Here is a 25,611-nt window from a genome sequence, read left to right as displayed (position 1 = left end):
TAAGGAGAGAATACAATGCCATTCATTACAGATGTTTATGCACGTGAAGTACTTGATTCCCGCGGGAACCCTACAGTTGAGGTTGAAGTTTACACTGAATCTGGAGCATTCGGACGCGCTCTAGTTCCAAGTGGTGCTTCTACTGGAGAATACGAAGCAGTTGAACTTCGTGACGGTGACAAGAGCCGTTACCTTGGTAAAGGTGTTTTAAAAGCAGTTGAAAACGTAAATGAAATCATAGCACCATACTTGGTTGGCGAAGAATTCAATGTTCTTGATCAAGTGACTCTTGACCAAGCTTTGATCGAATTAGATGGAACTGAAAACAAAGGAAAGCTAGGAGCGAATGCAATCCTTGGCGTTTCTATGGCTGTAGCACGTGCGGCTGCTGACTACCTAGATCTTCCTCTATATCAATACCTTGGAGGATTCAACTCTAAGCAGCTACCAGTTCCAATGATGAACATCGTTAACGGTGGCGAGCATGCCGACAATAACGTTGATATTCAAGAATTCATGGTTATGCCTGTAGGTGCAGAGAACTTCCGTGAAGCTCTTCGTATGGGTGCAGAAATCTTCCATGCCCTTAAATCAGTACTAAAAGAAAAAGGCTTAAACACAGCTGTAGGTGACGAAGGTGGCTTCGCTCCTAACCTTGGTTCAAACGAAGAAGCACTTGAAACAATCGTTACTGCAATTGAAAAAGCTGGCTACAAGCCAGGCGAGCAAGTACGTCTTGCAATGGATGCTGCATCTTCTGAGTTCTTCAACAAAGAAGACGGTAAATACCATCTTTCTGGTGAAGGTGTTGTGAAAACATCTGCAGAAATGGTTGACTGGTACGAAGAAATGGTTAACAAATACCCAATCATCTCCATTGAAGATGGTCTAGACGAAAACGACTGGGAAGGTCACAAGCTATTAACTGAGCGTCTTGGCGGTAAAGTACAGCTAGTTGGAGACGACCTATTTGTTACAAATACAAAGAAATTATCTCAAGGTATTGAGCAGGGTGTTGGCAACTCCATCCTAATCAAAGTGAACCAAATCGGTACACTAACTGAAACATTTGATGCAATCGAAATGGCGAAGCGTGCAGGTTATACTGCAGTTATCTCTCACCGTTCTGGTGAAACTGAAGATTCAACAATCGCTGACATCGCAGTTGCAACAAATGCTGGTCAAATCAAGACTGGTGCACCTTCACGTACTGACCGTGTTGCAAAATACAACCAACTTCTTCGTATCGAAGATCAGCTTGGTGAAACAGCACAGTTCAACGGCATCAAATCTTTCTACAACCTTAAGAACTAATTGAAGATCATAAAAAACGCTGGCGGGTGCCAGCGTTTTTTTTTTGCTAGAAGATAGAGAATGTCTAAGTGACTGCAGCAAATGGAATTAGAGAAACAGTCACAGTGAACGGTTTAAAGCAACCCAAACGGGTAAATGGTCACATTGAGGTGTTCAAAGTGACCAAACACCAAAGAAAGTTTGGTAAACGGTAACAATGAGTGGCTCAAAGTGACCAAAAAGTAAAGGCAATTGGGTAAACGGTCACATTGAAGTGCTCAATGTGACCAAACGTGAAAGGCAATTCGGGAAACGGTCACATTGAGGTGTTCAAAGTGACCAAACATCAAAGACAATCTGGTAAACAGTAACATTGAGTGGCTCAAAGTAACCAAAAAGTAAAGGCAATTGGGTAAACGGTCACATTGAAGTGCTCAATGTGACCAAATGTGAAAGGCAATCCGAAAAACGGTCACATTAAGGTGTTCAACGTGACCAAACACCAAAGAAAGTCTGGTAAACGGTAACAATGAGTGGCTCAACGTGACCAAAAAGTAAAGGCAATTGGATAAACGGTCACATTGAAGTGCTCAATGTGACCAAACGTGAAAGGCAATCCGAAAAACGGTCACATTAAGGTGTTCAATGTGACCAAACCAAAGAAAGTTTGGTAAACGGTAACAATGAGTGGCTCAACGTGACCAAAAAGAAAAGGCAATTGGGTAAACGGTCACATTGAAGTGCTCAATGTGACCAAACGTGAAAGCCAATCGAAAAACGGTCACATTGAGGTGTTCAACGTGACCAAACACCAAAGAAAGTCTGATAAACGGTAACAATGAGGTGCTCAAAGTGACCAAAAAGAAAAGGCAATTGGGTAAACGGTCACATTGAAGTGCTCAAAGTGACCAAATAGTAAAGGCAATTGGGTAAACGGTCACATTGAGGTGCACAATGTGACCAATCAGAAAAGGCAATCCGAAAAACAGTCACATTGAGTGTCTCATTATGGGTGAACCCCATAAGTTGGCCAAGATTCCTCCGTTTCAAACTATATAAAGTAACTAAATCTTCCTAATCCTATTAATTTATAGTTTTTATGAAGAATGGTACGAATTACTTTATTTGATACAATCCCACCACACCACTCATATATTGCCATCGTAGTAACCTTTCTCTCTGGAAAAAGGAGCTTGTACTCCTCAACACCTCGAAGTACTGCATCCTCTAATTTTTCAGAATGACCACAATCTGTACAAATGACTTTCTTCTTCACCACAATAGTAAGCAAAGAATGACAAGAACAGCAGGCATTCCCCTTCAGAAGTTTGTAATAGTCATAGGTTGGTGGCTGCGAATAACGAGAGTCCCCAATGACCTTAGTTACTAGTTTATTTGCTAATACTTTGTGTTTTTCACTCAGTTTTGACGGTTGTTTATTTACATTTTGATAAAATCGCTTGAGTTGTGTTGGGAAAATGATTGGGAGTTCCGGTGGGACATTATATAAGTAGAACTCAGGATTGTTAAAAATGAGGTAAGCTTCTATTGGGAGATTATAACCAAGAGTTTGAAGCAATTGTCGGAGCAAGGATTCACATCTTCTTAGTTGATGTAAGTGATTTTTGGTTTCATTGCCAGAAAGGGTATAGAACCCATCATTTTTATAGATGTAATCTCCTTCATTATTTTTTACATCAAGTAAATATAATCGCTCTTGAGTGATGATTAAAGTATCAATTTGAAACTGTGTATTCCTAATTTCGAACAATAAGTCATGTAAAACCAATATTTCCTCATGTAACCTCTCTACCCATAAGTCGTTTAGTTTTTCACCTTGGTAGCCTTTTGCTAGTGATAGATAATATAGTCTTTCATCTTCAGCTAGATCCATTCTTGAGTTAAGAATTTCTAAGGTTCGTAATAAATGTGATTTTTTCCGAGGCTTAATAAGCAATTTCCCACATCCTTTCTATTTTTATTTTAAGTAAAATGAGTTTGACTAACAACAAATTTATGAATGATTGAATATTTAGATAAGTGGATAGGGGGATTGTCCCGAACCTCCGAAATGTACCAATTACACGAAAGTTTCGATAGTTGACAAAGACAAGTATTGTTTCAATCACAAAAATATGATAAATTTATACTATTGTTATATGCAGTTTCAGGAGGTTGCTTCATGCATACATTTTTAATTGTTCTATTGATCATCGATTGTCTTGGTTTGATTGCCGTTGTGTTACTTCAATCTAGTAAAAGTGCGGGCCTTTCAGGTGCGATTTCAGGCGGAGCTGAAACATTATTCGGCAAGCAAAAGGCAAGAGGAATTGACCTCGTGCTGCACCGCATCACGATTGTGTTGTCTGTCTTGTTTTTTATTCTTACAATTCTTGTTACTTATTTTGATGTTTAAAATAAACAAGCAAACCCAGTCTCGTAGGAGGCTGGGTTTTTTTATGCATCTTCTTAAGGAGCGTATCTCTGGATTGTTGTGGAGCGGTTTGTTAAAACTAAATAGGACTAGAAAAGAAAAGGTGGCATAAGGCAGCACGTTAAACGAATTTAATCAAACGTTTGATTAAGAAAAACGATGAACGAAAAAGGTTGTATCCAATAAAGACAAGGGAGTATTTTAAATGAAAAAGTTAGTACCAAAACCATTTACATTCAAGGCAGGGAAACGAGCGGTGTTAATGCTGCATGGGTTCACGGGGAATTCCGCTGATGTCCGCATGATGGGGAGATTCCTTCAAGAGAAAGGCTATACATGCCATGCACCGATTTATCAGGGCCATGGGGTTCCACCGGAAGAATTGGTCCATACTGGACCCGAGGATTGGTGGAAGGATGTCACCAATGCATATGAGTTCTTGAAAAATGAGGGTTATGAAGAGATTGCTGTAGTAGGACTTTCGCTTGGAGGAGTATTCTCATTGAAATTAGGGTATACAGTCCCAGTAAAGGGGATTGTTCCAATGTGTGCACCGATGTATATAAAAAGTGAAGAAGTTATGTACGAAGGTGTTTTAGCGTATGCTAAGGAATATAAAAAGCTGGAAGGGAAGTCAGATGAACTTGTTGAAGCGGAAATGAAAGAGTTCAAAAAGACCCCTATGGGAACATTAAAGGCATTACAGGAATTAATTGCTGATGTTCGCAACAATGTTGATATGGTTTATGCTCCTATTTTTGTCGTTCAAGCTCGCCATGACAAGATGATTAATACAGAAAGTGCCAATATCATCTATAATGAAGTAGAGTCAATACAAAAAGAAATCAAATGGTATGAAGAATCTGGACATGTTATAACCTTTGATAAAGAACGTGATCAGCTACATGAGGATGTTTATGCGTTTTTAGAGAGCTTAAATTGGAAAGAATAATGAAGAGGTAATTTTAACTACGAACTTTTATTAACAAGATACCCACAAAAGGAGGGATTACATATGGAAGATAATATTCAAGGCCATATAGACCAATTGCTTCATCATATGAAGGATGAGGCCTATAAGCCATTAACTGTCCAGGAGCTTGAACAAGCGTTTGGAATCGAGGACTCAGGTACCTTCAAGGACTTTGTAAAAGCACTCGTCGTGATGGAGGAAAGAGGACTTGTCGTTCGGACTCGAAGCAACCGCTATGGCTTACCAGATAAAATGAATCTTATACGCGGGAAACTGACAGGTCATGCAAAAGGATTTGCCTTTGTGATACCAGATGAACCGGGAATGGATGATATTTTTATCCCACCGAATGAAACGAATAACGCTATGCATGGTGATATCGTGCTTGCACGTGTTTCATCGACAAGCTCTGGCCAGCGCCGTGAAGGAACCATTGTACGAATTGTTGAGCGGGGAGTTCAGCAAGTTGTTGGTACTTATACAGAAAGTAGACATTTCGGGTTCGTGATTCCCGATGATAAAAAGTTTGCTAGTGATATTTTTATTCCAAAGGAAGCAAGTGGAGGAGCCGTTGAAGGCCATAAAGTCGTTGTTAAACTAACAAGTTATCCGGATGGTCGCAAGTCAGCTGAGGGTGAGGTTATCTCCATTCTTGGTCATAAAAATGACCCGGGGGTAGATATTTTATCTGTCATTCATAAACATGGTTTGCCAACAGAGTTCCCAGCAGATGTGCTAGAGCAGGCAAATGAGACCCCAGATGAAATTGATGAAAATGAACTTGCTAACCGCCGTGATCTCCGCGATGAGGTCATCGTTACCATCGATGGAGCGGATGCAAAGGACCTGGATGACGCGGTAACGGTGACAAAGCTAGACAACGGCAACTATAGGCTCGGTGTTCATATTGCTGATGTTAGTTATTATGTTGAAGAGGGTTCGCCAATTGACCGTGAGGCTGAAGATCGTGCAACAAGCGTTTATTTAGTTGACCGCGTCATTCCGATGATTCCGCATCGGTTGTCTAATGGAATTTGTTCATTAAACCCGAAGGTGAACCGCTTAACACTAAGTTGTACGATGGAAATTTCCACCACCGGGGAAGTGGTCAATCATGAAATCTTCCAAAGTGTCATTAAAACAACCGAGCGAATGACGTATCATGATGTGAACTTAATTTTAGTTGAGAAGGATGAGGAAGTCCGCAAGCGCTACGAGTCGCTTGTTCCGATGTTTGAACTGATGGAAGAATTAGCTGAAGTTCTCCGTAATAAACGGATGAATCGTGGGGCCATTGATTTTGACTTTAAAGAATCAAAGGTATTGGTGGATGAGAATGGTCATCCGTCCGACGTGGTGTTGCGTGAGCGTTCAGTAGCTGAACGTTTGATTGAGGAGTTCATGCTTGTGGCCAATGAAACGGTGGCTGAACATTTTCATTGGATGGATGTTCCGTTCATTTACCGTATTCACGAAGATCCGAAAGAAGACAAGCTAAGAAGATTCTTCGAGTTTATTACGAACTTTGGTTATATCGTAAAAGGAACTGCAAACTCTGTACATCCTCGTGCCCTTCAGGAAATTATTGAAGAGGTTCAAGGGAAACCAGAGGAAATGGTTGTCTCTACAGTCATGTTGCGTTCTATGCAGAAGGCGAAATACTACGAGGAAAGTCTTGGGCATTATGGGTTGTCAACCGATTATTACACACACTTTACTTCACCAATCCGACGATACCCTGATACAATCGTTCACAGGTTAATTCGAACGTACCTTATTGAAGGAAAAGTAGATCAAGCCACTCGTGAAAAGTGGAATGCCCAGCTGCCGGAAATCGCCAAGCATGCATCTGATATGGAGCGTCGCGCGGTAGAGGCGGAGCGTGAAACAGATGAGTTGAAGAAAGCAGAATATATGGAAGACAAGATTGGTGTCGAGTACGATGGCATTATTAGCTCGGTCACGAACTTCGGTTTATTCGTTGAGCTCCCTAATACAATTGAAGGTCTGGTTCATGTAAGCTATATGACAGACGATTATTATCGTTATGATGAGCGCCATTATGCAATGATTGGCGAGCGGACCGGGAATGTCTTCCGTATTGGAGACGAGATTACGGTTCGCGTCGTGAACGTGAATAAAGATGAACGATCGATTGACTTTGAAATCGTCGGCATGAAAGGTACCCCACGTGAGCGTACTTCAACACCGAAAGTGTTTAAAACGGGTAGTAGTGAACGCAAGCCAAGACAGGGGAAAAAACAAGACTCTCCTAGTAAGTCAATTGGCCGTGGCGAAGGACCAAAGAAAAAAGGCAAGAAGCGTAAGTTTTTCGAAAATGCACCAAAAGCAAAACGGAAACCTAAAAAACGTTAACGGCCGCTTAATTGCCTGACACCTGGTGCGGTGAAAGGGTGAAAGTACATGGTGCCTGACCTCTAGACTAGGTCAGGCACTTGCCTTTATGGTAAAATAGAGGAGTAAAAAGGGGGAGACAGTATGCCTAAAGGTGCCGGCAAAACGGTAGCACAAAACAAAAAAGCCTACCATGATTATTTTGTGGAAGAAACATTTGAAACAGGAATCGTCCTTCAAGGTACAGAAATCAAGTCGATTCGTGCAGGACGTGTAAACTTAAAAGATTCCTATGCACGTGTTCAAAATGGCGAAGTATTTCTCTATGGGATGCATGTAAGCCCGTATGAACAGGGGAATCGTTATAACCATGACCCGCTTCGTGAACGAAAGCTCTTATTACATCGTCGTGAGATTAACAAATTGATTGGCGAGACAAAAGAAACTGGATACGCATTAGTTCCGTTAAAGGTTTACTTGAAAAATGGTTATGCCAAGGTTTTGCTCGGTCTTGCTCGCGGTAAAAAGAAATACGATAAGCGTGAGGATTTGAAGCAGAAGGAAGCAAAGCGTGAGATTGAGCGTGCTTTTCGTGATCGCCAGAAAATGTAGCATGAGGTTCTAGTGGACTTTAGAAGGGATGGTAAAATTGGATAATCATTTCCAGTTGAAACATTTCGTCAGTGTGCTATAATAAGTCTTGTCACCACGAGTGGCAAACAGCTTTTTGCTCGGAATAACACCGAGTATCCTAACGTCTGTTCTATATATTATATGGGGACGCTACGGATTCGACAGGGGTAGTTCGAGCTTAGGTTGCGAGTCGAGGGGATCGGCCTCGTTAAAACGTCAACGCCTATAACTGGCAAAACTAACAACAACTTCGCTTTAGCTGCCTAATAGCACTTTAGCGGTTCGCCCCTCCATCGCCCATGTGGTAGGGTAGCGGACTCACTCTTAGTGGGCTACGCCGGATCTCACCGTCTGAGGGAAAAGGAAGAGAATAACCAGACTAGCTGACCGGCCGCCTGTCGGCAGGCAAATGGCTCAGCGAAACGCGAATATGTCGACTACACTCGTAGAAGCTTAAGTGCCGTTGCTTCTGGACGTGGGTTCGATTAGTAATTAGTCGCCTTGTATGGCAACATACAAGTGAAAATCCGGCTTTATCGGTGAAACCTAAGTCGCTCATTGAAGTGATAGGGCAATGCCGAGCGGTATGTGGAGCAATCCAACAGCCGTGTATCGACTTATAGGCTACCTACATGGTAGTACTAGGATGCGAATTTCGACCTGGAAAGGTTAATATACGATTCGCATAAGACGCCGGAGGACCTGACCAAAACAGGTTCAAGATATAGTCAGTGCCATGACGAAAGCATGGAAGAGCACGTCCCACCGTCTCCACCATACATAAGGTGGATAACAAGACCAGCGATTAGCTGGTCTTTTTTATAACTTAAAAAATTGTTCTTCAAATTCAATTTTCTTTTTAAGTTGTTCTTGTGTATATTTTCCATTCCGTAGTGTTACTCTCTCATAATCATTAAGGATCCATAAAGCACGCTTCTTCTTTTTATCCACCCTAAGATACGTTGATATCGATTCTAGTACCATCAAGACGCTTTGTTTTTTCTTTATATTTAATGTGAATGAATTCTTATGAATGTTAGGCTTGTAATTTCTTTTATCGGCTATAATACCTCCAGTTAAGGTTTGAACATAGAACAACAATTCTTTGTCTGTCGATGCAATTGTAATACATGGCCTCCGATGCTCATTTCGGTGGATTCTAGTTAATGTAATCGTACCTTCTCCATCAATGATACCTGCAATATATGCTGCCTCCCAGTCTTTCATCTGGACCCCTCCATCATCTCTATCTATCACTTTTACTACATAAAATGAGGGCTTCTTTGTATTCTGATTAAGTCCTATATTGTTTTTATTATACCACGAAAGGGAATGTTTGTTCGTATTTCCTACAAAAAAATTTTTGATAGTATAGGTTTTAGTAACTTACAGATAATAAAACAAGATAAAATTGGGATGGTGACGAAGAATGGGTGCAGTCGAACGCAATGGTTATCGCTTTGAGCCAGAGTTTAGTGTAATCGAACAAAATGGAGCAATTCATGTATATCACCAAGGCGAATTTGTTGAGGAATTGAAGTTTCATTTTAATGGGAAATTTCCTGAGATGGATCAAATTGAGCAGTTGATTGAAGAGTATTGTGAAGATAAAGGAATTTAATTTGAATGAGTTCTTAGAGGAGAGGAAAAAGTCCAAGGTTTGACTAGGGAGGGTTTACGTGATATATTTATCTCGAATTAAAGATAATTAAATTTAGGATAAATATAGAGTTACACAATTACTGGAGGTTTTTAAATGAAGGGGCTAAAAGGAATACACCACGTAACTGCCATTACCAGCAGTGCTGAAAAAAATTATGAATTTTTTACGTATACATTAGGAATGCGTTTAGTAAAGAAAACGGTGAATCAAGATGATATCCAAACTTACCATTTGTTTTTTGCTGATAACACAGGAAACCCAGGTACAGATATGACTTTTTTTGATTTTCCTGGCATCCCAAAAGGGCGACACGGGACAAATGAAATATATAAAACGGCTTTCCGTGTGCCAACTGATGCAGCATTGGATTATTGGGTAAATCGCTTTGACCGCTTAGAGGTAAAACATTCAGGAATCAAAGAACAGTTCGGCAAAAAGACAATCTCCTTTGTTGATTTCGATGATCAACAATATCAGCTTGTCTCAGATGAGAACAATCAAGGTGTACCTGCAGGAACGCCTTGGCAAAAAGGTCCTATTCCTCTTGAATATGCGATAACAGGGTTAGGTCCGATCCATGTCCGTATTGCACAAATAGATTATTTTAAAGAGATGATGGAAAAGGTGCTGCTCTTTAAAGAAATCGCACATGAAGGATCATTGTATTTATTTGAAGTTGGTGAAGGCGGCAATGGAGCACAAGTAATTGTTGAGCATAACAGCATCCTACCACCAGCCCAACAAGGGTACGGGACCGTTCACCATGCGGCTTTCCGAGTAGATGATCGTTCTGTATTAGATGATTGGGACCAGCATATGCGAAGCTTTGGTTTCCAAACTTCTGGCTTTGTTGATCGTTTCTTCTTTGGCTCGCTCTATTCCCGAGTTGCTCCGCAAATCTTGTTTGAGTTTGCTACGGATGGTCCCGGGTTTATGGGGGATGAATCGTATGAAACCCTTGGGGAAAAACTTTCCCTCCCACCGTTTTTAGAATCAAAACGAGAACAAATCGAAAGAATGGTGCGCCCAATCGATACGGTGAGAAGTACGATTGATTTTAAAAAGGAATAGCTGTGATTAATGTAAAAAGAGACACGATGCTTTTCATAACAAAAAATAAATAGTTATTAATTTGTGACCATTTCTAATTGATCTGGTCCTTTTTTCTTGAATTCGGACAAAACAAACCAAGGTGTTTTTTACTGAAATCTATCCGAATAAGCCTGTATTCAAACAAACAAACCTACTGCCAGCTAGCATTGACTTGTTTTAATGCTCTGGTAAAACTCTTCACTTGCTTTATCCTCCATGAGGTTTATCATATTAATAGAAGGAACCGTTGGAAAAAGGAGAGCAAGATTCATGGGCTTGTTGGCAAAATTTTTTTCTAAAGATAGGAAACTGCAAATTGATTTTTGTGAAAAAAACCTCGATAGGTTTGTAACTGCGGACCATTTCCCAGAGTATGAAGCATTTTTTAATCAAAAAAACATTGAATATAAAGAATACCAGTGCCAAAGTAAGTGCAAGGAGTGCAAATTGTCTCCTTATGCAATCGTAAATGGTGAATTCATCGCTGCAGACGATGCAGGAAAGTTATTAGATAAATTAAAACAACTTCAGAAGGGATAACACTAAAACCTTCTCATGTTAAAAGAAGAAGTAGGTAAGGAGGATTAATACAACTCCTTGAACCTCCTTCTTTTTTTGTTTCCTCGTCGAGTATTCGGGGTTTATAGATATAAATGGTTCCTTTATATTGAATAGTGATACTATCTATTCAAAAAACGAACAATTATTTTAATAATTTTATTTATATTCGTATTTAGCGTTGACCTATTTCCTATCTCCATTTAAAATATGAATTAAAGAGAAATACTAGGAGGGGAATGAAATGGCTCAGGCGCTGGAATTGCTTGGAGACAAAAAAAGAATAGATGATAAAGTGTTGGAAGAAGGCTGGATTGTTGCTTGCCGCTCAACAGACGTAGGAGAAAAGCCAGAACAAATCATCTTGATGGGGCGTCGAATCGCAATTTTCCGAAATAGCAACGGAGTACATGCTTTTAAAGATTTGTGTATTCACCGTGGAGCAGCATTGTCCTTGGGTGAAGTAAAAAATGATTGTCTAGTTTGTCCATATCATGCATGGGAATACAATGATAGCGGCGATTGTGTAAAGATCCCTCAGCTTCCTGAAGGGAGAGCAATTCCGAAGAAAGCAAAAGCTGAAGCTTATGCCTGTATTGAGAAGTATGGATACATTTGGGTGAATCTTGCAAAGAATGAGCCGGAACTCTTCCGCTACGAAGAAATGGAAGGGAACGAATTTCGTAATGTGATTTGGGGGCCGCAGAAAGTAAATGCGCAACCGCCAAGAATTATTGAGAACTTCTTAGATGTAGGCCATCTTGCGGTTGTTCATGTAGGAGCATTAGGAACGGAGACTCATCGAGAGATTGGCGATTATAGCGTCCACTGGGAAGATAATCGAATCTATTCAGATGAGATTGCCATTTTCCAGCCTGACCCGGATGGATCTGGTATTGCTAAGTACGTCTATTATACGTATGAAATCATGTCTCCGTTTACTGTAAAGTTCACGAAACGCGATAAGGAAAATGATAGTTTAATGACCATTCTATTAACCGTTCGTCCAGTGGATGAGGAAACATCTATTGCTTATGGGATTTTGTCCTTTAATTATGATACAGGTCAAACCGACCAGGAAATTGTTGAATTCCAGGACATGATCTTTGCCCAAGATAAGCCAGTTGTTGAAAATCAAAAGCCAGAAGAACTTCCACTTGATCTTCAAGTCGAGCTTTCCCTTGTTTGTGACCGGATGAGTATTGCTTATCGTCAGTACCTTAAAAAGCTTGGAGTTACCCTAGGAACGGCTTAACATTTCCTTTTGCTTAATCGCACAAACTATGCTTCAATTTAACTAGAATGAAAAAGAAACACTCCTTCGATAAGGAGTGTTTCTTTTTAACGGAGGTGAATAATGAATCCGGTTGAGACAAGAAATCGAATTGATGAGCTCGATTATCTAAGAGGATTTGCCCTTTTAGGCATTATCCTGATTAATATTGTTTCCCTTTTGTCTGCGAACACGCCAGCTCCGAACACACCGGATGCGGTCTATTGGAAGTTTTTATATCTTTTTGTTGAGGGTAGATTCTATACGATTTTCTCGTTTCTATTCGGAGTAGGATTTTACCTATTCATATCCCGTGCAAATGCAAAGGGAAAGAATGGAAGCCTCTTATTTTTACGAAGAATATTTGTGATGTTCAGCTTTGGGTTGTTTCATTCTATGTACCATCCTGGTGAAGCTCTAAGTGTTTACGCAGTATGTGGATTGCTGATTTTGCCTCTTTATAAGCTAAAAAAAGAGCTTAATCTAACGATTGGGTTCATTTTGCTTTTGGTTTTTAGTACGCTAGGCATTAAAATGTTTCTCCCAGTTGCACTTATTTTACTAGGTTTAGCAGCTGGACAATATCAGTTGTTTGAGAATGTAGTAGTAAAAAGAAAGCAGTTGAGTTGGTTTACCATCATATTCTTCCTGCTTACTGCAATGGCTCTTTATTATCAAGCTACACAAACCCCGATACCTAGTAGGGAAGGGAGCCTAGAACTGTATTGGTTTTATCATGTCGGGATTATGATTGGTCCAATTGTCTCGGCCTTTTATGTCGGGCTGCTTCTTCTCGTGTTGCAAATACCCATTGTGAAAAAACTATTAACACCTTTAAAATACTATGGTCGCATGGCCTTAACCAACTATCTATTTCAAACATTCTTCATTTTAATTGCAAACTCTGTGTTTGATTTATACGGCCAACTGAACTTGCTTCAAACATTGGGAATCTGTTTAGTTATTTATATCATCCAATTAGTATTTAGTATGATCTGGTTGCGCTATTTCCGCTTTGGACCTCTAGAATGGGTATGGCGAATGGCGACCTATTTGCAAGTGCCACCATTACGGATAAAAGAAAAAACGAAATACCAAGATTTCATTAAATAAAAAAGGCTCTCCCTTGATAAAGGATGAGAGCCTTTTTACGTGATACCATCAACTAGATACATTTATTTCTTTTGAAGTCGTTTCATCTGTAATTGCCAAACGATAACAAAACAACCCAGCTAAACCTAAACATAAATAGACAAACGCCATACCGCTCGCTGGAATGAGTGCACCTAATGTTAATCCAAAGCTGCCAAGCAGCATTGCCACATTATAAGAAAGACTATCAACCGCCATATAGGAAGCACGTGCGTTGTCGTCAATCATACCGGCTAAGATGGTTTGTTTGACAGGTGAATAGATTAATTCCCCAACCGTAAAGAGAAACGCAGTCAAAACGATAATCGAGAAAGAATTGCTGATGCTTAGAACACTGAAACTAATGGAATAGATGACAATCCCGATCGTAAGGACTTTCTTTTTATCAAATTGACCTAACCATTTTGACAGTTGTAGGGTCAGTAAAACAATGACAATCGTATTAATCAGCATGATGATACTAAACATTTTGATTCCAGTAATGTCAACGTTAAAGATAACGGCATGAAATTCTTCTTTTAATCGGACCGCAATATATTTATCTAACTGAAATTCAAGTGACATCACAAAGACGGTTGCTAAGGTAAAAAGCATAAAGCGACGATCCTTTAATACCTTCCCATAATTTTGAAGAAACCCACCCCCATTTAGCTTTTTTGTCGTGCCTGGTGATGGTTTAAGAACAAGCGATTCTTCAATAAAGAAAAGAATAACAATCAGTGTTGCTACACTTACTAGGAAAAAGAGACTGAATAGAAGGAAGCGATGTTCCTCAAACAATAGCCCGCCAAGAGCGGCTCCTAAGGCAATCGATATATTCCCGAGCCAATAGCCAATTCCGTAAATATATGTCCGTTCTTCCTCTGTACTGACATCGACAATCATCGCATTGACAACAGGACCGGTAATGCTCGAGCTTACGTTACTGAATAGGAACATAAAATAAGTAAGCCAAACCGACATGAAAAGAGGTGAATTGGCAATCATCATGACGAACAAAGCAACTACCTGAAAGACTTCAGCCAAAACCATGATTTTCTTTCGACCGAGATGGTCGGATAAATACCCCGACAAAAGCCCTGCTACGATGGAAACAGCGACATTCATCATTAAGAGTATCCCCGCTAGCGCCGCCCCCAGGTGGCTACTAAAATAAATCGCCATAAAAGGAAAAATTGCCATCTGTGTTAATGAGATAAAAAAATCGGTCAGGAGTCTGATTTTAATATTCTTATGTAAATCTCTTATTCTCATCTAATTGAACCTGCTTTCTGATTAATCACTCTATTATAATAGAAACAGGACAAAGGTAGTAGTTCGATTTTTATTACAAATAAAAAAGACGCCTGCATAGCAGGCGTCTTTGCGTATTGGGGCGACGGACTGCACGCCACATCGTGCATTTCCTAAAAGGAGTGTCCGTCGACTTATCCAACTCAGCTCATCGCTTAATTAATATACCATTCTGCTAGTAGAATGGCAAGTGTCAGTATTTTACAATGTTGGTAAGGATACAATTCTTGTTATCCAGTTTTAAATGTTTACAAGTTTAAAATGTTAGGCTACTATAATAAAAGTTAAATCCAACTATTTTTATAAGAATATGAGGTGAATAAAGTGGCACAAACATCATTAGCAACAAATTGGGATGGAAAATCCACAACAGTAGTATCAGAATTAAGTCCAATGCAGAAGCCACATGTGGCAATAGGAACAATTGCTGCCATTATCCTATATATTAGCATTGTAAACATAGCAGGCTGGACACAAGGAACCTTGTATATTATTGGTCTTGCGCTCGGAGCTGCTTTATTATATGCACGCTTCGGATTTACATCTGCTTTTAGACGTCTAGTTTCGGTCGGTAATGTACAAGGCTTGCAGGCGCATATGCTCATGTTAGCCGTTGCATCTACGTTGTTTGCCATTATTTTAAGTACAGGTTTTAGTTTCACTGGCGTTACTCCAGCAGGGAATGTAAATCCAATTGGTGTCAGTGTCGTTGTCGGGTCATTTCTTTTCGGTATCGGAATGCAGCTAGGAAATGGCTGTGCATCAGGTACGCTATACAATGTAGGTGGCGGATCTTCCTCAATGATTCTAACCTTAATTGCTTTTATTGCTGGTTCAGCATTGGGTGCTTATCACATCACCTTTTGGATGGAAGATATGCCGTCGTTCCCAGCTGTTTCATTAGCTGAATCAACTGGATTAGGGTACTTTGGTGCTTGGGTAGTTCAACTCGCAGTGTTTGCGCTTATTTACTGGGTTTGCGTAAAATTTGCGAAAAAGAAGAACCCGCCAATGATGAAACCACTGCCAACGGCACAAGGATGGAAAAAAGTGTTACGTGGGTCTTGGCCATTATTTGGAGCAGCCATCGTGCTAGCTTTGTTAAATGCGTTAACTCTCATGGTAAAAGGAAGTCCATGGGGAATCACATCAGGCTTTACGCTATGGGGTGGTAAAGCATTGATGGCAATGGGTGTAGATGTTGCTGCTTGGGATTATTTTGCAGGTTCAGACAAGCTTACCAGTTCTGTTTTAATGGATGGAACGAGTGTTATGAACTTTGGGATTATGCTCGGGGCGTTTTTATCTGCTGCTGCTCAAGGTACGTTTAAGCCTGGTAAAATTAAACCAGGTGTTGCTGGTGCGGCCATTATCGGTGGCTTGATGATGGGCTATGGAGCTCGTTTAGCGTTCGGTTGTAATATCGGTGCTTATTTCAGTGGAATTGCTTCATTTAGTCTTCATGGCTGGGTTTGGGCAATTATGGCGATGCTCGGCACGTATCTAGCGTTGTTTATTCGTCCGTTATTTGGACTAAAGAACCCAAAATCAACGGACTCAATTTGTTAATTATGAACTAGGAAAGAGTATGACTATGGTCATGCTCTTTTTTTGCATATCCTCTTACATAAAAGTTTTTTCAATTCTATGATAAAATGAAGCTAAAATTCAGTTTATTGTGAGGTAGTCATGGATAAGCCTAAAATATTAATTGTTGAAGACGAAGAAAAAATCGCCCGTGTTCTTGAATTGGAGTTAACCTATGAAGGCTATGAGGTGGAAAAGGCGTTAGATGGATTAGTTGGGTTTCAGCTCTTCCAGCAAGGTGAGTGGGACCTAATCTTGTTAGATGTCATGCTCCCAGGGATTAGTGGGATTGAACTGCTCCGAAGAATTCGTTCCAATGATTCCAATACTCCTGTTATCATGTTGACAGCGAAAGACTCTGTTGAAGACAAAGTATCTGGTCTTGATTTAGGGGCAAATGATTATGTGACTAAGCCATTTCAAATTGAAGAACTACTCGCACGGATACGCGCTAGTCTGCGCTTACATCGAAAACCAGTGGCGGAGGAAACTAACCAAGATTGGCTCACCGTTGGAGATTTAAGATTAAGTGAGGTTACCCATGAAGTTATGCGTGGGGATACACTCATTGAGCTAACTCCCCGTGAGTTTGATTTATTGGCTTATCTAATGAGAAATTCCCGACAAGTACTAAACCGCGAGCAACTATTAAACGGTGTTTGGGGTTACGATTATTACGGAGATACCAATGTCGTCGATGTGTATATTCGATATTTGCGCAATAAAATTGATAAGCCTCATGGAACACCTTATATTCACACGGTCCGAGGGATCGGATATGTACTGAAGGAGTCAAAATGAAGCTTCGGAATAAAATTAACTTATATACGACCGTTATGTTCATCGTGTTATTGATTTTAGTGAATCTGTCTATATATCTTTCTTTTAGTAAAATGATGTTGGACAGTGAGGTTGAACGTACTGTTGCCGAAGCGAAACAAGCAATGAATGGAATCAATCAAGTCAACTCGACGGTGGACTTGCAGAATATCTTACTTGCGTACGTGCCCGTAAATGGAATGATGCAGATTGTTGATAAAGAGGCTAATCCAGGGGTAGGAGTGGCTGTCCCCAATCAGCAGGACCTTAGAGAAAAACCGGTACGCTTTCACCACAAAGAAGTTCAAACAATTGTTGAATACAATAATATTCCTCATGCCTTTGTTTCAATTCCAATGATTTCTCGTGATGGCGAGGTAGTTGAGCTTCAAGTAACGGAAAATCTAGAATCGACGGCAGAGATGCTCAATACTCTAAAGCTGGTGCTCATCATTGTCACCATTTTAGCGATGATTCCTGTATTCATTTCGTCTAGTCTTCTTAGTAATTTTATCACTCGGCCGATTACGTCAATGATTGCAACCATGCGTGATATCAAGGGAAGTGGTCAATTTAAAAGGATCCCCCTGCCTAAACAATCTAAAGATGAACTCTATCAAATGGGCGAAACGTTTAATAATATGATAGAACTATTGGAAGTAAACTACGAAAAGCAAGGTCAATTTATCTCAAATGCTTCACATGAATTAAAAACGCCGCTTACCGTGATTGAATCGTATGCATCCTTATTAAAAAGAAGAGGCAAAGACCAACCAGAGCTTTTCGACGAGTCGATTCAGGCTATTCATTCTGAAGCTATTCGCATGAAGGATCTAACCCAACAATTGCTGCTGCTCGCAAGGAATGAGCAACACTGGTTACTTGAAAAAGAAGAAATTCACCTAAATGAAGTGGTCAAGGAAGCTGTAAGATCTTTTGAAAAAGCCTATAATCGGGAGGTTGAGCTGAAGCAAGAGACGGAGGTCGTGATAAATGCTGATTTGCAACGGTTTAAGCAATTGTTCTTTATTTTAATGGATAATGCACGAAAATATAGTGAAGAAAGAATTGTTGTAAAAATTAGCAGTTCTAAAGACCAAGCAGTGGTCTCAGTCACTGACCGTGGGATTGGGATTCCATCAGGCGAATTGGAAAAGGTTTACGATCGATTTTACCGGGTAGATAAAGCTCGATCAAGAAAGACTGGTGGCTTTGGACTAGGTTTGTCTTTAGCGAAAGAAATTGCGGATGCTATGGAGGCAACGATTGCGTTAGAAAGTGTTGAAGGTCTTGGAACTACAGCTAAAATAAGTTTGCCTCTTTCCGATTCTCATTAATTTCTCATTTTAGTAGCGTAGAATAAAGGGAATGAAAAAAATGGAGTGAAGCATATGGGTAGAGGGAAAAAAATGCTCATTGGAGCAGGCGTGTTTTTGGTCGTTATGTTTGCTGTTTGGCAGGTTTCTAGAGTAATGACCTCGGCACAACCACTTACGGCTGAGGAAGCCACTCAAAAGGTACAGGAACTTTATTCTGGTGACATTGTTAGTGTGAAGGAAGGAACAAACCTTTATCTCATTACGATTGTGCTAGACCCAGGCACCTATGAGATTGAAATTGACCGTGAAACTGGGGAAATTGCTAGCATGACAAGAACCAAAGAAGCGGTTGCAAGCAACGAAGGTGATCAAAAGAAACCAACAACAGGAGAAGAGCAAATTGAAAATCCACCTAACACTTCACAAGAAAAGCCTTCTGAACAAGATGCAATAGAGAACCCACCAGAAAATCAAGGGACACCAACTGAAGATAACTCAAATGCACAACCAGAGACACCTAAGCAACTAACAGAGAAAGAAGCCATCGCAATCGCCTTAAAGCAATTAAACGGAGAAGTCGAAGACGTAGAACTTGAAGAATCTGGAGGGAGCACCTATTACTTAGTTGAAATTGAACGTGAAGGGGAAGAGGCGGAAGCCACAATCCAGATTAATGCAATTTCAGGAGAAGTGATGTCCGTTATCTGGGATGACTAACAAGTGAATGACAATAAAGCCGGCTGTGTCACAGTGAGAAGTCGATGTTATGTTCCGTTTGTTTAGAGCGAAATTCAACTGCTAAACGCAATAGAACGAGAAAAAAAGAGAACTCTAGTTATTTTCTCATCAATTTCTCATTTTCTTATCAATGTCTCCTCATTTTGGTGGTCTATAGTGTAGATATACCAACAAAGGAGGAAAATAAAATGAAAAAAAACATACTAATCATTGGTGTGACAGGGGTAGTTTTATTAGGAGGAGCACTTGGTGTAGGGGCATTCTCAGAAGGCACCCAGGAAAATAATTTTATTTCTACGAAGAAGGCAGAAGAAATTGCTGTTACTGAAGTAGAAGGCACAGTTGAAAGTGTAGAGTTAGAAAAAGATGATGGAAGAGTAAAATATGAGGTCGATCTCACTGACCAAAATGGAAACGATGATATTGACGTTGATATTGATGCAAGTTCTGGAGAAATCATCAAAGTGGATCGCGACAATGATGACGATGTTACCGCGAGTAGCACAACTTCTGCTAAGGTGAACACTCAGGATAAAAATACTCAAGCAATAAAGCAAAGAATAACCAAAGATGAAGCCATCGCGATTGCAACAAAAGATACCCCAGGTGAAGTAGTTGAAGTTGACTATGATGACGGCGAGTATGAAATTGAAATCCGTACCGACACCCACGAAATAGATTATGAAATAAATGCAAGAACTGGGAAAATTGTAGAAAAAGATATAGATGACCTAGATGATGACGACAATGATTGAGAAGATGACTAAAAAGTATTAGAGAAAAGGGCTTACCCCATGGGTAGGCCATTTTTGTTTCCTTCTAGAACACTTGTTGATTTTTAATAAATTGGTTAAAGTACAATAAGGATTAGAAAATAGGAGGGAGAAAACGGATGATTCGATTTGGCGTTATCGGAACGAACTGGATTACGAATAAATTCATTGAAGCCGCTAAGGAACACCCTAGATTCTCAATAGGAGCAGTATATTCTAGAACTGAGGAGAGGGCACGTGAGTTTGCTAATCAGTACGGAACTGAAATGATCTTCACGGATATAAAAAGTATGGCGATGAGTGATGAAATTGATGCTGTTTATATCGCAAGCCCGAATTCCTTGCATGCTCAGCAAGCCATCACTTTTCTTGAACATGGCAAGCACGTCTTATGTGAAAAGCCAATTGCCTCAAATGCGCACGAATTAAGGCAGATGATAAGTGCAGCTCAAAAGCATGAAGTTGTATTAATGGAGGCCATGAAAAATACTTTGGTGCCTAATTTTAAGGTCGTCTTTGATCATGTACATAAAGTAGGAAAAGTTCGCCGATATTTTGCTAGCTATAGTCAATATTCATCTCGCTATGATGCATATAAAGAGGGTACAATCCTTAACGCTTTTAAACCAGAATTCTCGAATGGAGCATTGATGGACATCGGGATCTATTGTCTTTACCCAATCATCGTTCTTTTTGGGAAACCAGAGAAGGTTCAAGCAACCGGGGTTATGCTAGATTCCGGAGTAGATGGAGCAGGCAGTATCCTTCTAACGTATAAAGACATGGATGCTATTGTGACGTACTCAAAAATTACTGACTCTTCTATTCCATCGGAGATTCAAGGTGAGGATGCTAATCTGATCATTGATAAAATAAATGTTCCTGAGAAGGTGGAAGTCCACTATCGGAATGGTTCTATTGAGGAACTCACCCAACCTCAATCTAAACAACCAATGTATTATGAGGTAGAAGAATTCATTCACTTAATTGAGAGCGGTCAAACAGAGTCAAAGATTAACTCTTTAACGCACTCCTTACAGGTGATGGAGATTATTGATGAGTGTCGGCGACAGATTGGTGTGCATTACCCAGCTGATGAAGGAATGTAAAAAAATCTCCCCATTCTTTGTTGAAGGGGAGATTTTTCTATAGGAAATGCCTTTCCAGACTAACTTATGCTATGGTTTTAAAACTACCTTAATGACCTCATCCTCATGCTCGCTAAAGATTTTATAAGCATTACTAGCTTGATCTAGAGGAACCTTATGAGTAATGATTTCTGTTGGATCAATTTCGCCTTTAACAATCATGTCATAAAGCGTAGGCATATAATGGATGACGGGCGCTTGCCCTGTTTTAAGGGTCACGTTCCGTTCGAAGATATTCCCAAGCGGGAACATATTATAGTATGCACCATAAACACCCGTAAGTTGAATCGTCCCAAATTTTCGAACGGAGTTTTTGGCGATTTGAATGGCGCTTAAAGTTCCGCCTTGGAGTTTTAATTTCTGCTCGACCTTTTCTGCCACTGATTTTTTCCCATCCATGCCGACGCAATCAATCACTACATCGGCACCACCCTGGGTAATTTCTCTTATATGTGCTCCTGTATCATCAAAATCTTCGAAATTAAACACTTCAACATTGTTTTTTACCTTTGCATGACGGAGCCGGTAATGAAGGTTATCAACGGCGATGACCCGTTTGGCTCCTTTCATCCATGCGAATTTTTGAGCCATTAGCCCAACAGGACCACAACCGAGCACGACGACCGTATCATTCGGTTTTACTCCAGCATGCTCAACACTCCAGTAGGCAGTCGGGAGCACGTCTGAAATGAAGAGTAACGCTTCATCTTCGAGCTCACAAGAGTCTGGAACTTTAAAGGGCATAAAATTTCCGTACGGTACCCGCAAGAATTCTGCTTGTCCTCCAGGGTAATTTCCATAGCGTTCTGTATATCCTAAAAAGCCTCCAGAGTCGATATCAGGGTTCGGATTTGAATTGTCACATTGACTTTCCATATTATGCTGACAATAAAAACAATGCCCGCAAGCAACGTTAAACGGAATAATGACTCTGTCCCCTTTTTTTACTTTTTTAACATCGGGTCCAACTTCTTCGATAATTCCCATAGGTTCATGGCCGATAATAAATCCGGGCCGTGTGGGGATTCCCCCAAGATAGATATGAAGGTCAGACCCACATATAGCTGTTGAAGTAATACGGACAATCACATCATCGTTTTTTTCAATTCTTGGGTCGTCTACTTTTTTAACTTGGATATCCTTTGCACCTTGGAAAGTGACAGCCTTCATTGGGACGTATCCTCCTTCTTATAAAAAATAGTCTAGTACCCATTTGTGTAAGTTTCATTACTATGTTGTGAAGAAGAAGGTTTTTTCATTCTGGATTAGTGACAAAGCTAGCTTTTCCGCTTAAGATTGAATAAAGAGACAGAGGAGGGCTAGTCCATGCAGGTAAAGGTATTCGCCAATCTCCGTGAAATATGTGGCGGGGTAAGTGTTGAAGTAAAACCAGATGGTGACCGAGTGATAGATATTCTCGATAAAATGGTGGAGATGTTCCCGGATATCGAAGAAGAGATATTTACAGATGAAAAAAGGTTGAAGCCATTCGTTCATGTTTATATAAATGGGAAAAATATTATCCACTTGGATGATCTTGAAACAAAGGTGAAGGAGCAAGATCAATTTGCCTTGTTTCCACCCGTTGCAGGTGGTTGAGATGTTGAGTCGTGAACTTGAATTTCGTGGAATCAATCGAAATCATCTTGGGATGTATTTCGAAGAGCTAGGTGGGATTCCTCAAACCAATACATTCCCGTTTATCTATAAGGGAGACGGCTGGATTGGGGAAATTCTCAAGGAAGATGAACTTCAGTTTACAAAGGTCTTTAAAGTCAACGCTGTTCATATACGGTTTACAGCAGAAACAGAATCAAAACTCCAAGAATTGATTAAACTATACCGCCATAAAACTACAAGAGTAGGTGGGTAAGAATATAGAATGTTTTTTGTTGCTGATGATGAGTACCTTCTGGGAGAGGGCATTATCGGCAATTTTTATTATTTTGGGTCAGAACCCGACTCAAGGACAAAATAGCAAGAATCCTCAACGAAATGTCTATGAGACCCCGTCTCAAGGACAAAATAGTAAGAATCCTCAACGAAATGTCCATGAGAACCTGACTCAAAGACAAAATAGCAGGAATCCTCAACGAAATGTCTATGAGACCCCGTCTCAAGGACAAAATAGTAAGAATCCTCAACGAAATGTCTATGAGACCCCGTCTCAAGGACAAAATAGTAAGAATCCTCAACGAAATGTCCATGAGACCCCGACTCAAGGACAAAATAGCAGGAATCCTCAACGAAATGTCTATGAGACCCCGTCTCAAGGACAAAATAGTAAGAATCCTCAACGAAATGTCCATGAGAACCTGACTCAAAGACAAAATAGCAGGAATCCTCAAGGAAATGTCCATGAGATCCCGACTCAAGGACAAAATAGCAGGAATCCTCAACGAAATGTCTATGAGACCCCGTCTCAAGGACAAAATAGCAGGAATCCTCAACGAAATGTCTATGAGAGCGCCTTATGGTAAACAGCCAATCCATCATGATTCAAAGTCCTTATAAAATCAGTCATCTCTACCATTAAAAAAACACACTGGGAGTAACCCAATGTGTTTTGGTGACAAAGAACTAATTTACTGCTTTTCAGTCGGTGCTGGGTTCTCTTCTGCAAGAATGCCTAGTTCACGAAGCTTTTCAGCTGGAACCACTCCATCTTTCCAGCCACGAACTTGGTAGTATTCTTCAAGCATGATATCCATGCGGCTGACAGATCCTGTACTGTTTCCAGAAGCAGGCTCTTCAGTGAAACGCTTTGGCAAGAAGTCATCATCGCGCTTGTCAAAGCCAGCAAGGTTATTATAATAACGTTCGAGGTTGTAGATTCTTTCCCCAGCTAGCATGACATCGTCTGCTGTCATTGGCACACCGGTCATTGTGCTGTACTGCTCCGCGTAGTGCTCTGCATTTTCAGAGAAAGAAGAGAACTTACAGATATCCATAGAATCACCAAATGCAAGCATATCTTGGAAAGTTTTAAGCAATTCGCCTTTGCCTTCTGCTTTCAGGCGGTCTGTTGGTTCAGGGATACCAGCGATTTCACTTGCGACCGTATATCCGCGTAAATGACAGGCACCACGGTTACTTGTTGCATAGCCAAGGCCAATTCCTTGAATTCCACGTGGGTCGTAGGCAGGAATGGACTGCCCTTTAACAGACATGGAAAGTTCAGGTGCTCCCCATTCCGCCGTAGCGCGCGCAGGACCTTCAGCAAGAACGCCACCAAAGCCTTCACGGAAAGCAATTTTCCTTGTTAATTCAATCATCGCATCGGCGTCGCCCCATTTAAGTGGCTCAGAGATAAGACCTTTTTCATATGCTTCCATTGTGACGGAAAACGCATGACCAAGCTCAATTGTATCGAGACCATATTCATTACAACGGTCAATCAAGTAAGCAATTGCCTCAGCATCGCTTAAAAGACAGTTTGAGCCTAATGACCAGGAAGATTCAAATTCAAAGCTTTCTACTCTTGTTTTATATTTTCCATCTTTTACTTCTACTTCAATTTTACAGCCAACAGGGCAAGCGTGGCAGGCGTTATTAGAAACAAGTAAATGCTTGTTTACGTATTCCCCACTATGCTTTTCAGCTTGATCCCAGTGAGTGAATTGAGAGTTCTTTGTTGGTAGCGCTCCCACTTCATTGATTAGGTTTGTAAGTACATTCGTACCATAAACAGATAAACCACCTTTTTTAGGGGCTGTCAGTCCACCTTCAAGAATCGCTTTAACTGCCTTGCGGTTCGCCTTATTATTTTCATCCTTTAGTTTAGGAACAGGCATATTTCCTTTTTGCGCTGCTTTAATGACAATGGCTTTCAACATTTTATAGCCAGCAACAGCTGCCGTACCCCCACGACCTGCAGAACGGTCATGTTCGTTGATAAAGGCTGCAAATCGAACCTTGTTTTCTCCACCTTGACCAATGGTTAAAACGCTTAGGTTATCCTCGCCATGTTCATCTTTCATTATTTGAACGGTTTCTCTTGTGCCTTTCCCCCATAGGTGAGCGGCATCACGAAGCTCTGCCTGACCATTCTCTATGTAAAGATAGACAGGCTTATCACTTTTCCCTTTTACGATGATGTTATCAACACCAGCCCATTTTAAGCGAGCTGCAGTCCAGCCACCAATATGAGAGTCTGTTGCTGTTTGCGTGAGAGGAGATTTTGTCACAACTGCCATCCGGCCACTCATCGAAGAACGTGAACCAGTTACAGGACCAGTCATGAAGCACAAAAGATTCTCTTCAGAGAAGGGCTCTACATCTGGACCATTGTCTAAAAGGTATTTAACCCCAAGACCACGAGCACCAATGTATTTTCTAGCATCTTCTTCATTAAGTTCTCTGTAGCTAACGTTCCCATTCGTTAGGTCTACTAAAACTTCTTTGTTCATAAAACCGCCAAGATTCATTGATTTTGCCACCTCTTTCTATTTATTAAAAAAACTATGACTATCTTTAATTATATATGGTATCTCAGGAAATTTCTTGCT

At 40.5% G+C, this 25,611-nt stretch carries 23 protein-coding genes and 1 other RNA gene; 19 read left to right on the top strand and 5 right to left on the bottom strand.

From position 1 onward, the window contains the following. The first annotated feature begins 15 nt into the window (after positions 1–15). Positions 16–1,314: a phosphopyruvate hydratase gene (gene eno / locus H0185_RS09460; RefSeq protein WP_221873248.1), complete on the top strand. Its 1,299-nt coding sequence runs from the start codon at positions 16–18 to the stop codon at positions 1,312–1,314. A gap of 1,030 nt (positions 1,315–2,344) precedes the next feature. On the opposite strand, the gene H0185_RS09455 is transcribed toward eno, so the two are convergent. Then, positions 2,345–3,250 (bottom strand): nuclease-related domain-containing protein, encoded by a 906-nt coding sequence (locus H0185_RS09455; protein ID WP_221873247.1) that lies wholly within the window; start codon positions 3,248–3,250, stop codon positions 2,345–2,347. 225 nt (positions 3,251–3,475) lie between these two features. Between H0185_RS09455 and secG the strand changes: the two genes are divergently transcribed. The 5 genes from secG (at position 3,476) to ssrA (ending at position 8,176) form a co-directional block, all read left to right on the top strand. Continuing rightward, a complete protein-coding gene (secG, locus tag H0185_RS09450; protein ID WP_221873246.1) occupies positions 3,476–3,709 on the top strand; it encodes a preprotein translocase subunit SecG in 234 nt (77 codons plus the stop codon). 223 nt (positions 3,710–3,932) lie between these two features. After that, positions 3,933–4,679, top strand: a complete 747-nt coding sequence (locus tag H0185_RS09445) for an alpha/beta hydrolase (protein WP_221873245.1) — start codon at positions 3,933–3,935, stop codon at positions 4,677–4,679. A 63-nt stretch (positions 4,680–4,742) separates the two neighbouring features. After that, positions 4,743–7,076 carry a ribonuclease R gene (gene rnr / locus H0185_RS09440; protein WP_221873244.1) on the top strand — a complete coding sequence of 778 codons (2,334 nt, stop codon included), beginning with the start codon at positions 4,743–4,745 and terminating at the stop codon, positions 7,074–7,076. A gap of 123 nt (positions 7,077–7,199) precedes the next feature. Then, positions 7,200–7,667 (top strand): SsrA-binding protein SmpB, encoded by a 468-nt coding sequence (gene smpB, locus H0185_RS09435; RefSeq protein ID WP_221873243.1) that lies wholly within the window; start codon positions 7,200–7,202, stop codon positions 7,665–7,667. A gap of 172 nt (positions 7,668–7,839) precedes the next feature. Then, positions 7,840–8,176: a transfer-messenger RNA gene (gene ssrA, locus H0185_RS09430) on the top strand. A 331-nt stretch (positions 8,177–8,507) separates the two neighbouring features. On the opposite strand, the gene H0185_RS09425 is transcribed toward ssrA, so the two are convergent. Beyond that, the gene (locus H0185_RS09425; protein ID WP_221873242.1) at positions 8,508–8,915 is read right to left on the bottom strand and encodes an LAGLIDADG family homing endonuclease; all 408 of its coding nucleotides are present in this window, start codon (positions 8,913–8,915) and stop codon (positions 8,508–8,510) included. Between the two features lie 202 nt (positions 8,916–9,117). Here H0185_RS09425 and H0185_RS09420 point away from each other — a divergent pair, with 202 nt between their 5' ends. The 5 genes from H0185_RS09420 to H0185_RS09400 all read left to right on the top strand — a co-directional run bounded on the left by H0185_RS09420 (position 9,118) and on the right by H0185_RS09400 (position 13,387). Next, positions 9,118–9,309, top strand: a complete 192-nt coding sequence (locus H0185_RS09420) for a YbxH family protein (RefSeq protein ID WP_221873241.1) — start codon at positions 9,118–9,120, stop codon at positions 9,307–9,309. Between the two features lie 135 nt (positions 9,310–9,444). Next, on the top strand, positions 9,445–10,422 hold the full coding sequence (locus tag H0185_RS09415; protein WP_221873240.1) for a ring-cleaving dioxygenase: 978 nt from the start codon (positions 9,445–9,447) through the stop codon (positions 10,420–10,422). 291 nt (positions 10,423–10,713) lie between these two features. Further along, a complete protein-coding gene (locus H0185_RS09410; protein WP_221873239.1) occupies positions 10,714–10,983 on the top strand; it encodes a DUF1450 domain-containing protein in 270 nt (89 codons plus the stop codon). 262 nt (positions 10,984–11,245) lie between these two features. Beyond that, positions 11,246–12,256 carry an aromatic ring-hydroxylating oxygenase subunit alpha gene (locus H0185_RS09405; RefSeq protein ID WP_221873238.1) on the top strand — a complete coding sequence of 337 codons (1,011 nt, stop codon included), beginning with the start codon at positions 11,246–11,248 and terminating at the stop codon, positions 12,254–12,256. Between the two features lie 102 nt (positions 12,257–12,358). Continuing rightward, complete coding sequence (locus H0185_RS09400; RefSeq protein WP_221873237.1) at positions 12,359–13,387, top strand: DUF418 domain-containing protein; 1,029 nt, start codon at positions 12,359–12,361, stop codon at positions 13,385–13,387. A gap of 48 nt (positions 13,388–13,435) precedes the next feature. Here H0185_RS09400 and H0185_RS09395 read toward each other — a convergent pair whose 3' ends face one another. Next, positions 13,436–14,680, bottom strand: coding sequence for an MDR family MFS transporter (locus H0185_RS09395; RefSeq protein ID WP_221873236.1), 1,245 nt, complete (start codon positions 14,678–14,680; stop codon positions 13,436–13,438). Positions 14,681–15,043: 363 nt separating this feature from the next. On the opposite strand from H0185_RS09395, the gene H0185_RS09390 reads away from it, so the two are divergent. From H0185_RS09390 to H0185_RS09365, 6 genes are all read left to right on the top strand, one after another. Beyond that, positions 15,044–16,288, top strand: coding sequence for a YeeE/YedE family protein (locus tag H0185_RS09390; protein ID WP_343223116.1), 1,245 nt, complete (start codon positions 15,044–15,046; stop codon positions 16,286–16,288). Between the two features lie 120 nt (positions 16,289–16,408). Next, entirely contained in the window at positions 16,409–17,107 is a 699-nt protein-coding gene (locus H0185_RS09385) for a response regulator transcription factor (protein ID WP_221873235.1), read from the top strand. Continuing rightward, positions 17,104–18,462, top strand: coding sequence for a sensor histidine kinase (locus tag H0185_RS09380; protein WP_221873234.1), 1,359 nt, complete (start codon positions 17,104–17,106; stop codon positions 18,460–18,462). Before H0185_RS09385 ends, H0185_RS09380 begins: the two co-directional genes overlap by 4 nt. Positions 18,463–18,516: 54 nt before the next feature. Further along, positions 18,517–19,161: a PepSY domain-containing protein gene (locus H0185_RS09375; protein ID WP_246629108.1), complete on the top strand. Its 645-nt coding sequence runs from the start codon at positions 18,517–18,519 to the stop codon at positions 19,159–19,161. A 209-nt stretch (positions 19,162–19,370) separates the two neighbouring features. Continuing rightward, on the top strand, positions 19,371–19,937 hold the full coding sequence (locus H0185_RS09370; protein WP_221873233.1) for a PepSY domain-containing protein: 567 nt from the start codon (positions 19,371–19,373) through the stop codon (positions 19,935–19,937). Between the two features lie 137 nt (positions 19,938–20,074). After that, positions 20,075–21,064, top strand: a complete 990-nt coding sequence (locus tag H0185_RS09365) for a Gfo/Idh/MocA family protein (RefSeq protein WP_221873232.1) — start codon at positions 20,075–20,077, stop codon at positions 21,062–21,064. Between the two features lie 69 nt (positions 21,065–21,133). Here the strand turns inward: H0185_RS09365 and H0185_RS09360 are convergent, their stop codons facing one another. Then, positions 21,134–22,273 carry a zinc-dependent alcohol dehydrogenase gene (locus H0185_RS09360; protein WP_221873231.1) on the bottom strand — a complete coding sequence of 380 codons (1,140 nt, stop codon included), beginning with the start codon at positions 22,271–22,273 and terminating at the stop codon, positions 21,134–21,136. A 156-nt stretch (positions 22,274–22,429) separates the two neighbouring features. Here H0185_RS09360 and H0185_RS09355 point away from each other — a divergent pair, with 156 nt between their 5' ends. Both H0185_RS09355 and H0185_RS09350 read left to right on the top strand, forming a co-directional pair. After that, complete coding sequence (locus H0185_RS09355) at positions 22,430–22,702, top strand: ubiquitin-like small modifier protein 1 (protein WP_221873230.1); 273 nt, start codon at positions 22,430–22,432, stop codon at positions 22,700–22,702. A gap of 1 nt (position 22,703) precedes the next feature. Further along, the gene (locus tag H0185_RS09350; RefSeq protein ID WP_221873229.1) at positions 22,704–22,976 is read left to right on the top strand and encodes a MoaD-like domain-containing protein; all 273 of its coding nucleotides are present in this window, start codon (positions 22,704–22,706) and stop codon (positions 22,974–22,976) included. 712 nt (positions 22,977–23,688) lie between these two features. Here the strand turns inward: H0185_RS09350 and H0185_RS09345 are convergent. Then, on the bottom strand, positions 23,689–25,530 hold the full coding sequence (locus H0185_RS09345) for an aldehyde ferredoxin oxidoreductase family protein (protein ID WP_221873228.1): 1,842 nt from the start codon (positions 25,528–25,530) through the stop codon (positions 23,689–23,691). Positions 25,531–25,611 lie beyond the last annotated feature (81 nt).

This window comes from Mesobacillus maritimus (assembly GCF_019749255.1).
GTDB lineage: Bacteria > Bacillota > Bacilli > Bacillales > Cytobacillaceae > Mesobacillus_B > Mesobacillus_B maritimus_A.
The sequence above is the reverse complement of the archived record's forward strand: the minus strand, read 5'-3'. Positions and strand labels throughout refer to the sequence as shown.